Here is a 10,964-nt window from a genome sequence, read left to right as displayed (position 1 = left end):
TATGACATCACGTCGCAGACCGCCGCGCGCACTGGCGTTGCAGCATCCATGGCGATATCACCTCCCTATGACCGCCGCTTCGCGCATATCTTCGCTGTGGGTTGCTTTGACCCTATTGCTGGTTCTGGCCCTTGCCAGCCTGCCTTTCGCGCACCGCGCGACCGCGCAGACACAGCAAGACCCGGCATTCATCGCCTTTATCCAAGCTGGCGGTACGCTAAGTGACCTTTGCGATGGCCCGCTCGACGGTCAAAGCCATGCCGCATTGGATTGCGAAGCCTGCCGGATCGTCAATGCGTTGATGCTGCCCGCGCGGGCAGATGTTTTGCTGCCCTCAGAGCAGGCAGGCTTTGCCGCGCCTCAGGCTGTGCGCCCGCGTTGGATTCCGCGCAGCCCTGCCGGAACGCCCCCACCCCTTCGGGGTCCGCCGATGATCTGATTTGTCGCCCTTACAAGCACTTAATCAGACATTGGAAATTCACATGAAAACTTTCTACACCGCAGCTTTGGCTGCTCTTCTCGCGCTGCCAGCCGCCGCGCATGAATATACCGCAGGGGACATTGTCGTCGATCACCCGATGGCATTTGAAACCCCGAAAACCGCCCGCGTCGGTGGCGGCTACTTGACGATTACCAATGGCGGAGACACCGCTGACCGTCTGGTCAGCATCACCGCCGAAGGCTTTGACGAAGTGTCGATCCATGAGACCACGACCGACGACATGGGCGTGGCGCGCATGTCGCATGTTAAGGGCATCGAACTGCCCGCAGGCGAGACGGTTACGCTAGCGCCCGGCGGGCTCCATATTATGTTTATGCGCCTTGACGGTGATCCGTTTGAGGTCGGTGAGAAAATCCTCGCGACCCTAACCTTTGAGAAGGCTGGCACGCTCGACGTTACCTTCAACGTTGAAAGCCGCCGGGGCCATAATGCGGATGAGATGGAACACTCAAACCATGAGATGAACCACTAAGCCCGTCGATCCCAATGAGGCGCCGCAAGGCGGGGACCGGCCCGCTACAGCGCCACTGCCTCTCGGGCAGTGGCGCTGTTGTCTGTGGCGCTCGCGGCCCATGCGCGGGGCAGAATGCCAGAGCGCCAGCAAGGCGAACTGACCATGATCCCACGTGTTTGTTCTGGCTTTTATAGAGCGCCCAATTGCGCTGGTCGTGGCGGTTTGGCGTCTCTGCAGGCGGGCGCTGGCCCTCGTGCTAGACCCGCCAGCTCAAGACCCGCCGCTCAATCGCCGCGACCACCGAAGACACAGCAACACCAAGCAGCGACAGGATCACCACACCCGCAAACAAACGCTCCAGATCATACAGACTCCCGGCCTGCAAAATATACGCCCCGATCCCGTATTCCGCGCCCAGCATTTCGGCGGCCACCAGTAGAATAATCGCAATCGTCAGCGAAATCCGCAGCCCCGAAAGGATCCCCGGCATCGCACCGGGTACCACGATCTTCGACACGATCGACCACCAGCCGAGGCCAAAGCTTTGCCCCATACGGATTAGCACCCGGTCCACATTGTCCACCGCGGCATAGGTGGCGACCACCGTGGGCGTGAAAGTGCCAAAGGCGATGAGGGCATATTTGCTCATCTCATCAATGCCAAACCAAATGACAAACAGCGGCAGCAGCGCGATCTTGGGAATGGGAAAGATTGCCGCCACCAAGGGCACCAGTCCCGCGCGGGCCAAGGAAAACAGCCCGATCAATACGCCGATCCCGATCCCCAGTGAAGCACCAATTAGCGCGCCTATGGCCAAACGAGACAGCGAGGGGCCGAGATGTTTGAACAGCATTCCCGACTGATAAAGCTCTTGAAACGTCAGCAGCACATCGCTGGGTCGGGGCAATGTCAGGGCCGAGATAAAGCCGCTGCGCGTGCCCCATTCCGCCAGCAGGATCAGCACGACAAAAACCGCAAGCCCTACGCCGCGCCGCGTGCCGGGCTGAAACCCACCGCCGCGAAAAGTGACTTCGCGGGCATTCACATCTGTCATCTCAACCATCGATCAACTCCGCATCCGCCGCCGCAGCCTCATCGCGCATCAACCCCCATAGGTGCTGTTGCTGTGCCTCCAACACCGGATCGCCATGGCGGCGCTCGGCCAAGGGCATGTCTAGCTCCACCACCTCGCGCAGCTCACCCGGACGGCGCGAGAGCACGACGATCTTATGCCCCAGCCGCACCGCTTCGGCGAGGTTGTGGGTCACGTAGACCGCCGTGAACGGCTGCCGCGTCCAGAGTGCCACGAGGTCATCCATCAACAATTCGCGGGTCTGACTGTCGAGCGCGCTTAGCGGCTCATCCATCAGCATCACCGCCGGGTTGACCGCCAGCGCACGGGCAATCGCCACGCGCTGCTTCATCCCGCCCGAAAGCTGTTTGGGCAGCGCATCTGCGAAATCGGTCAGCTTGGTTCGCGCCAGCACATCGGCGATGATCGCCTCACGCTGCGCCTTGCCCAACCCGTGGTCCTCAAGCACCAGCGCGACGTTGCCGCGCACCGTGCGCCACGGCAGCAGGGCGAAGTCCTGAAAAATATAGGTCAGCGGGTTCAGACAGCCCTCGGGCGCGTCGCCCATTTGCAACACACGGCCTTCGCTGGGCCGCTCCAACCCGCCAAGCATGCGCAACAGGGTGGATTTGCCGCATCCCGAGGGGCCGACGATGCAAACGATCTGGCCAGAGGGAATGTCGAGCGTGATGTCACGCAGCACTTGGGTATCGCCATAGTAATGGCTGACGGAGGAAAGCTTGAGGTCCATGCCGCCCTTTTCCGGCAAAAACGCTGTGCATGCAATGCGCGATCCGCGCGCAGGGGCAGCCGCCCTTCGCCAATGGCGCTCTTAAGGCTGCTCTCCTTCTTTGCCGCTCAGCCCATCGACCGCAATCCCGGCGGTAAAGCCATGCACCAAGGTCGACACAAGGATCGCAAACCCAACCATCGCCCAAAGGGGCTCCTCGTTCAAAAACTCAACCTTTCCAGCGGCATAGGCAAGGTAGTAGATCGAGCCGATGCCGCGTATGCCATAGAGTGCTATGATCCAACGGGGGCGCTGCTCAAGAGGTGAGCCCAAAAGCGACAGCCACCCCGCCAATGGGCGGACAACAAAGATCAGCGCCAGCACGATCACCGCGCCGGCAAGGGTCAGGTCGGCTAGCAAGGCGGGCAGCACCGCGCCAATCGCCACCAGCAGCAGCGCTGTCAGCGCGTGTTCAACGGCGGCGGTAAAGTCATGCAAACGGCGGTGGAATTCGTGGTCCGCCTCAACCCGCCGGATCACCAAACCGGCCACCGCCACGGCGATAAAACCATAGCCTTCGACCAATTCCGTGGTGCCATAGCATAAAAGCACCCCCGCCAAGGCCACCACGCCGGAGGAGGTCTCGGCCAGAACCGCCTTGCGCGGCACGACGAACAACACCTGCCCCAATGCCCAACCGCCTGCCGCGCCCATGGCAGTGCCGACAGCAATGCGCCAAAAGACGTCACGCGCCAGCCACTCTATGCCCCAAGACGCCGGGGCCAAGCCCTCGGCCGCGACCAGAATCCCGAGGTAGACGAAGGGAAAGGCCAAACCATCGTTCAGCGCTGCCTCTGTGGTCAGGGCAAAGCGCACAGGATGCTCGCCCCCTTCCTGCGGCGGGCCAACCTGCACGTCGGCGGCCAAAACCGGATCGGTGGGTGCCATCACCGCGCCCAGCAAAATCGCCCCGGCTGCGGTCATCCCGGCAAAGGCCCAGCCCATTACGGCGACCGACAAGATCGTCAGCGGCATGGTCAGCGCCAACAACCGCGCAGTCGGCCCCCAGCGGGACCAATCGGAAAGCTTGTCGATCCGCAGCCCCGTCGCGAAGAGCGCGACGATCACGCAAAGCTCCGAAACGATTTCCCATGGAAATGGGGTGGCGCGCGGGTCGGGGAAACTCGGCATCCCGGGAACAAGGGCAAAAACGCCCATGCCTAAAAGTATCAAAAGCCCCGATGCCGCAGGCTCTCGCCGACTGAAAAAGCGGGGCAGCCAATGGGCAAGGATCACCACGGCCCCAACGGCCCCCAAAGCGAAATGATAACCGTTCAGGGCGAAAAAACTGCCGTCGCTCACTGCACATCCCCTTTTATGGTCAGGGGCTTGGCCCTGCATCAGCACCAAAGGTATCTTGGCGCGGCTGCATTGCCAGTGATGCCTGCCGGAATCCCAACCTGCGGGAGCAAAAGATAGAGGCGCGCCCGTGGGGGACGCGCCTTTCCAAAGCAATCATATCACGCGGGTGAAGCGTTTAACTGCCCATCGTCTCGACATAAGAGGTGTCGATCAGCGTCTCCAACGTGATGTCGGCATCGACCAGCCCTTCGGACTGAAACCACTCCAACTGATCCCGCACCGAAGCGACATTGAGCATCGCACCTTCGTTCAGGCGCATGGTGCCGTTGATGATCGACGGCGCTGCCTTGTCGCGCGGGCGGTCGGTGTAGACATATTTATGGATCAGATCGACCATCTCATCCACGCCCGCATCTCCGCCGTCCTTGGCGATCATCGCGGCGTTATAATCGGCGACACCTTTAGAATACCCGGCGAGGAAATTCTTGGTCATTTCCTGTTCGTCACTGGCATTCTTGGTCGAGGTAAAGACCGTGGTGACCTGATAATCCGGCAGATAGGTCGCCACATCGCCGATGATATGAACGGCACCTGAGCCTGCCAGCGGCTTGGCGATATGCGGCACGATGGACCACGCATCGATCTGCCCCGTCTTCAGCGCGCCAATGACTGCGCCGACTTTTTGCAGCGGCTTGAATTTGAGGCTGATCCCCTCGGCCTCAGCCATTTTGGCGCCCATATAATGGAAGGACGACCCGGCCTGCGTCATGCCAAAGCTTTTGCCATCCAGCATGCCCGGTTCGGTGATCCCCGCCTGATAGGCGGCGTCGGAGACAAGGAACTTCTGCCCGTCGATGCCCTGCTCTTCTTGCAATGCGCCACCGATAACCTTGACCGCGCCCTTTTGCGCTAAGGACACCAGACCGCCCGAGATCGCGGTTACAGCATAATCCACATCGCCGCTGGCAATCGCTACGGCCATCGGCTGCGCGGCCTCGAAAAAGCGCAGTTCAACGTCCAACCCAGCCTCTTTGAAATAGTCCCGCTCGAAAGCGACAAAGCTGCCCGCGTGGCTGGTGAAACGCAGCGCGCCCACGGTGATCTTGCGGTTCTGCGCCAGCGCCGGTGCCGCCAGCCCCACGGCCGTTGCGGCGCCCAAAGTTGCGATGGCCTGACGGCGGTTGAACAGGGTCATAATCTCACTCCTCCAATTTTGCCGCAGCATGGTAGGCGGCTATGCCGAAAGTCAAGCGAGAGCGCCCTCAGCGGTCACAACCAGGACTGGCATCTCATTTCAAAGCATGGCATCGATTTGCCATGAAGCTCTTTTCATCCAAGTCCCGCCCCATGCACTTCGGCCCCTTCCCATTGGAGCGGCTGCGCCGGTTGCATGCACCCCATGACCAACTGCCGGACGCGCCCATGCCGGTGCTGCGTTTTGAACGGCCCGAGACGCCCCAAAGCATCTGCAACGCCATGGCGCCTTTTCAAGCGATGATGGACGTGCTGCGCGACGGGCCGGTCAACAAGGCGGGCGCGGTGATCCCCGAAAGCCCGGTGGAACGCGCCAACCACCTCAAATCTTTCGGTTATTACAACGATGCCTCGATGATGGGCGTCTGCGCTCTGCCACAAGAGGCGCATCTAGCCACGCCCCGGCGCAGCGAAGGCACCGCGCAATTGGCCGAAGGTCTGCGCAACCGCCAGACCAAGACGCTCGCCGCCGGGGTCGATGTCATCATGGCGAACCTGCGCGATGCGGTGGACGCGCCCGAAACCGCGATCGACAGTCACAGCCACGCGCTGGTGATCCTCACCGCCTACCCCCGTGACCCGCACGCGGGTGAGCCAGGCAGCGATTGGATCATCGACGCCCAAGCCGAGCGCGCCTGCCTACGCGGCACCGAGAATGCCACGGTGCTGGCCGAATACATCCGTCAGTTGGGCTTCGCGGCCAAGGTGCATTCAGGCACCACCGCCGATGTGAACCTCGGCCAATTGGCCGTGGCGGCGGGGCTGGCGGTTTGGGAAGACAACACATTGCATGCCCCGTGGATCGGCGCGCGTTTCGGGCTGGCGGTTGTTACCACCGACATGGTGCTTGCGCCTGATATGCCGCTGCGTCCGCTCGCCGAGCAGCCGTGGTCGGTGCTGAAAGGCCCGCACTGGCTTCTTGGCACCCACGGCGGCGTCAGCGCCCGCGATGTCGATCCTTATGCACGGCGCGATTATGCCGAAGGCCCGCACCCTTTCGAGACGCTTAAACGGGTGGACGAACCGACAACCTATATCGACGCGCCCAACGTCCCGCGCGTGCCGAAACGTGGCGATCTTTTCGCACGCGGGCAGTTCGGCGATATGGGGCCGAAGGTGCAAAACGCCATGAAAGGCGGGCACCATGTGGTGAAATCCGCCCCCTCCGCCGCGCAGCGCCGCTTGCTGGGTGCGCTGATCCTGCTGCAAGACGGCCCGGTGAACGACGCCGCGCCCGCGATGACGGACAGCGCCCGCAATGCCGCGAACCTCAAGGCGGCAAGCTATTTCCTCGGCGCCGATGCAGCCGGCCTCTCGGCCTGCCCTGATTGGACTTGGTACAGCCATGACGCCACCGGCACCCCGATCACCCCGCCGCATGACCAAGCGCTGAGCCTTATCATCGACCAAGGCTTTGACACGATGGAGGGGTCTTCGGGCGACGATTGGATCGCCGTCTCGCAATCTATGCGGGCCTATCTAAGGTTTTCGATGCTGGGTGGCGTGATGGCCCAGCACCTGCGCAACCTCGGCCATTCCGCCAAAGCGCATACGGTGATGGATGGCGATGTGCTGCAACCGCCGCTGCTGTTGCTGGCGGGATTGGGCGAAGTGTCGCGGATTGGTGAGGTAATTCTGAACCCCTTCCTCGGCCCGCGCCTGAAATCCGGCGTGGTCACGACCACCCTGCCGGTAGCCCACGACAAGCCCATCGACTTCGGCCTGCAAAGGTTCTGCGAAGCCTGCAACAAATGCGCCCGCGAATGCCCCTCGGGGGCGATCACCGCCGGGCCGAAACGCATGTTCAACGGCTATGAAATCTGGAAATCCGACAGCCAAAAATGCGCCACCTACCGGATCACCAACCAAGGTGGTGCGATGTGTGGGCGTTGCATGAAGACCTGCCCGTGGAACCTTGAGGGGCTGTTCGCCGAAGCGCCTTTCCGTTGGGCCGCCTCCAACGTCCCCGCCGCCGCACCTCTGCTGGCCAAGCTGGACGACAAGGTCGGCAAGGGCCGTCTGAACCCGGTCAAAAAGTGGTGGTGGGACATCGAGCGCAAACCCACGGGCCAGTTCGACACGCCTGCCCAGCCGGTGAACGCCCGTGACCTGCAACCCGATCTCGACCTCAAATTCGAAGACCAGACCCTCGCCGTCTACCCCGCTCCGCTGGCCCCGCACCCTTGGCCCTATCCTGACCCGATGAACCGCGAGGCTGGGATCAAGGCCCATGCCGCACTGATCAGCGCCGACGCACACCGCCGCAAGACAGCAGCGGGCGACACCGACCATCTGCATCTTTATAAAGGCGGCAGCGACACCCCGGTCCTCGACCTGCGCATCACCGAAGTCACCCGCCTGAACGCCACCACGGCGCTTTATGACATCGCCCACCCCGAGGGCCATGACCTGCCCGCATGGTCCGCTGGCGCGCATCTTGATCTGGTCGTCGCGCCGGAATTCCTGCGCCCCTATTCGCTGCTGGGCGACCCGTCCGACCGCAAACGCTACCGCATCGCGGTATTGCGCGAGGACGCGGGCCGGGGCGGCTCGGCGCTGCTGCACCGGGTTTTTAGCAAAGGGCGGCGCATTTTTGTCGGCAAGCCGGTGAACCACTTTGAACTGGTCGAAGGTGCGCCCCATTCCCTGCTCATGGGCGGCGGCATCGGCATCACGCCGATGATCGCCTTTGCCTATCGTCTGCACGCCCTTGGGCGGCCCTTTGACCTGCATTATTCCGCCTCTACCCGCGAAGCCGCTGCCTTTGCTGAGGAACTCGCGCAAGCGCCTTGGGCCGACCGGGTGCATCTGCATATCTCATCTGAGAACACCCGCGCCGACCTATCTGCAATCATGCAACGCGCAGTACCGGGCGCTCATGTCTATACCTGCGGGGCGGATGCATACATGCAAGCGGTCATGGCCGCCGCCGAGGTTGCGGGCATCCCCGAAGACGCCCGGCATCTGGAGTATTTCTCGACCCCCGAGGTGCCGGACTATGTGAACCACCCCTTCACGCTGAAACTCACCTCGGGCCGCGAAATTCACGTCTCGAAGGACGAGACCGCCGCCGACGCCCTCATCGCAGCAGGCGTGCCAGTGGACCTGAAATGCAGCGATGGCATCTGCGGCGTCTGTAAATGCGGGCTGCGCGGCGGCGAAGTCGAACACCGCGACTTCGTGCTTTCCGCCAAGCAGCGCGAAGGCGCGATCATCCTCTGCCAGTCCCGCGCGGCCCAGCCCGGCGGAGTGGTGGAACTCGATCTCTAACCCCTTTCGCAAAGAGCGCGCAGCCGTTAAGAGAAGCCAACCTCTGCAACAAAGGGCTGCCCCCATGACCTTCGACCGTTCGATCAAGATCGCCCCCTCCATCCTCGCCGCTGATTTCGCCAATTTTGGTGCCGAATGCGAAGCCATTGAGGCGCAAGGCGCGGACTGGGTGCATGTGGATGTGATGGACGGGCATTTTGTGCCCAACATCACCTTCGGGCCCGCGATGTGCGCGGCGATCCGGCCCCATATCAAGGGCGTGATGGACGTGCATCTGATGATCTCGCCCGTCGATCCCTATATCGACGCTTTCGCCAGGGCCGGGGCCGATGTGATCACCGCCCATGTTGAGGCTGGCCCGCATATCCACCGCACCCTGCAAGCGATCCGTGGCGCGGGCGTAAAAGCCGGTGTTGCGCTGAACCCCGGCACGCCAGCAAGTGCTGTGGCAGATATCCTCGACATGACCGATCTAATCTGTGTGATGACAGTGAACCCCGGCTTCGGCGGGCAAAAGTTCATCGACATGACCGCCAAGATCAAAACCCTGCGTGAGATGATCGGCGACCGTCCAATCCACATCGAGATCGACGGCGGCGTCGACCCAAAGACTGCACCACTGGTGGCACAGGCCGGGGCCGATGTGCTGGTGGCAGGCTCGGCGGCATTTAAGGGTGGCTCTGTCAGCAATCCCGCGCCCTACGGCGACAACATCCGCGCGATCCGCGCCGCAGCCGAAGGCACCTACGTCTAAGAACACCTCGGGGCGCGGAGCACCCGCGTCCTACCTGCTTATGTCAGTTGATCGGCAAAGGCCGTCAGCAAACGATGCTTGAGGATCTTGCCCGTGGGCGCTGCGGGCAGATCGGTCGCGATGATGATCTGCGAAGGGCGTTTGTAGCCGGTCAGCCGTTCTTTGACGAAGCCGCGCAACTCTTCCACCGTCACATCGTCGCCGGGGGCGACCTGTACAAAGGCCAGCACTTCCTCATCCCCGTCGCGCTGCCGTCCGACCACCGCCGATTGCACCACACGCGGGTGATCGTTCAGCGCGGCCTCGACCTCGGGCGGATAGACGTTAAAGCCGCCGTGGATGATCAGCTCTTTCGAGCGTCCGAGAATGTGCAGCCGCCCATTCTCGTCGAGCTTGCCCAGATCGCCGGTGTGCAGCCACCCTTCGGCGTCGATCGCTTTGTCGGTCTCTGTCGGGTTGCGGTAGTAGCCCTTCATCACATGGGGGCCGCGCACCAGCACCTCCCCTTCGCCTGCGCCATTGCCGCCGGGGGCTTGATCGTCGATTTTGCATTCAGTGCCCGGCGTGACCGGCCCGACAGAGGTGTCGGGCGAGCCAAGCGCGTTGCTTGTGGCCGATGCGCCGGAACAGGTCTCAGTCATGCCAAAACCGTTTTGCAGCGGCAGTTCATAGAATCCTTCCGCTTTGCGTTTCCACGCAGGATCAAGCGGTGCGCCGCCCGAAGAGACATAGCGCAGCGTGGGGCTGGCCAGTTTCGCCATGCCGCCCTCGCGGGAGTATTGCATCACCAGCGCGTGCATCTGCGGCACCGCTGGAAGGATGGTCACATCTTCGTGGGTCGCGGCATGAAGCTTGGCTGCGGAAAAACGCGACTCCTGCCGCACCTTCGCACCCGCGCTCACTGCCGCCATCAAGACAGAAACCAGCCCGAAAACATGGGTCATCGGCAATACGCCATAGACCACATCACCCGGCACCATCTGTCGCAGGTCCGCCGAGGCCCGCGCGCCGAAACGCAGGTTCTGATGGGTCAGCATCACGCCTTTGGGGTCGCCCGTGGTGCCGGTGGTGTAGAGCAGTACAGCCACGTCATGCAGATCAGCGTCCGGGCTGCTGGGCAGCGGCGTGGCCAAATGCAGGCTGCCAAAAGCGCCGGAGACCTCACGCGCGTTAAAACGCGCCGCATGAGCCGCCGCTTCGGGGGAGACATCACAGGTCAGCAGCACCGCTGCGGGGGTGGCATGGTCGATGATGCGGGTGACTTCGGCTTCGGTCTGGCGGGCGTTCACGGGGATCGCCACCGCGTCCAACTCCCAGCAAGCATAGAGCGAAGCAACCGCTGCAACACAGTTTTCCACCATCAAAAGCACGCGGTCGCCCGCCTGCACACCCGCACCGCGCAGCTCAGCGGCCAAAGCCACCCGCGCGCGGTCCAGATCGGCGTAGTTCCAAGCGGCACCGCTGGCGTCACTCAGCGCGGGCGCCTCTGGACGGGTCGCCAATTGCTCAGCTAGAAAATCCTGTACCCTGGCGTTCATGGGTGTCTCCTCCTGCCTAAAAGCGCTG

Annotated in this window: 9 protein-coding genes; 4 read left to right on the top strand and 5 right to left on the bottom strand. The window is 62.6% G+C overall.

Annotation, left to right across the window (positions count from 1 at the left end; all coding sequences use genetic code 11):
- Positions 1-67 precede the first annotated feature (67 nt).
- Positions 68-439 carry a hypothetical protein gene (locus tag WNY61_RS06735; protein WP_342850702.1) on the top strand — a complete coding sequence of 124 codons (372 nt, stop codon included), beginning with the start codon at positions 68-70 and terminating at the stop codon, positions 437-439.
- Positions 440-482: 43 nt separating this feature from the next.
- Positions 483-974 carry a copper chaperone PCu(A)C gene (locus WNY61_RS06730; RefSeq protein WP_342850701.1) on the top strand — a complete coding sequence of 164 codons (492 nt, stop codon included), beginning with the start codon at positions 483-485 and terminating at the stop codon, positions 972-974.
- Positions 975-1,212: 238 nt separating this feature from the next.
- Here WNY61_RS06730 and WNY61_RS06725 read toward each other — a convergent pair whose 3' ends face one another.
- The 4 genes from WNY61_RS06725 to WNY61_RS06710 all read right to left on the bottom strand — a co-directional run bounded on the left by WNY61_RS06725 (position 1,213) and on the right by WNY61_RS06710 (position 5,315).
- Positions 1,213-2,019, bottom strand: coding sequence for an ABC transporter permease (locus WNY61_RS06725; protein WP_342850700.1), 807 nt, complete (start codon positions 2,017-2,019; stop codon positions 1,213-1,215).
- Positions 2,012-2,779: an ABC transporter ATP-binding protein gene (locus tag WNY61_RS06720; RefSeq protein WP_093928146.1), complete on the bottom strand. Its 768-nt coding sequence runs from the start codon at positions 2,777-2,779 to the stop codon at positions 2,012-2,014. The genes WNY61_RS06725 and WNY61_RS06720 overlap by 8 nt, the downstream gene beginning before the upstream one ends.
- An 81-nt stretch (positions 2,780-2,860) precedes the next feature.
- On the bottom strand, positions 2,861-4,120 hold the full coding sequence (locus WNY61_RS06715; protein WP_342850698.1) for a cation:proton antiporter: 1,260 nt from the start codon (positions 4,118-4,120) through the stop codon (positions 2,861-2,863).
- A gap of 175 nt (positions 4,121-4,295) precedes the next feature.
- A complete protein-coding gene (locus WNY61_RS06710; RefSeq protein WP_342850696.1) occupies positions 4,296-5,315 on the bottom strand; it encodes an ABC transporter substrate-binding protein in 1,020 nt (339 codons plus the stop codon).
- A 122-nt stretch (positions 5,316-5,437) separates the two neighbouring features.
- On the opposite strand from WNY61_RS06710, the gene WNY61_RS06705 reads away from it, so the two are divergent.
- Positions 5,438-8,644, top strand: a complete 3,207-nt coding sequence (locus WNY61_RS06705) for a 4Fe-4S double cluster binding domain-containing protein (protein ID WP_342850695.1) — start codon at positions 5,438-5,440, stop codon at positions 8,642-8,644.
- Between the two features lie 64 nt (positions 8,645-8,708).
- The gene (rpe, locus tag WNY61_RS06700) at positions 8,709-9,398 is read left to right on the top strand and encodes a ribulose-phosphate 3-epimerase (protein WP_342850694.1); all 690 of its coding nucleotides are present in this window, start codon (positions 8,709-8,711) and stop codon (positions 9,396-9,398) included.
- Positions 9,399-9,436: 38 nt separating this feature from the next.
- Here rpe and WNY61_RS06695 read toward each other — a convergent pair whose 3' ends face one another.
- Positions 9,437-10,936, bottom strand: coding sequence for a class I adenylate-forming enzyme family protein (locus WNY61_RS06695; RefSeq protein ID WP_342850693.1), 1,500 nt, complete (start codon positions 10,934-10,936; stop codon positions 9,437-9,439).
- Positions 10,937-10,964 lie beyond the last annotated feature (28 nt).

Source organism: Sulfitobacter sp. AS92 (assembly GCF_038900015.1).
Taxonomy (GTDB): Bacteria; Pseudomonadota; Alphaproteobacteria; order Rhodobacterales; family Rhodobacteraceae; genus Sulfitobacter.
Note: the sequence above shows the minus strand (reverse complement) of the source record. Positions and strands in the feature narration are given on the sequence as shown.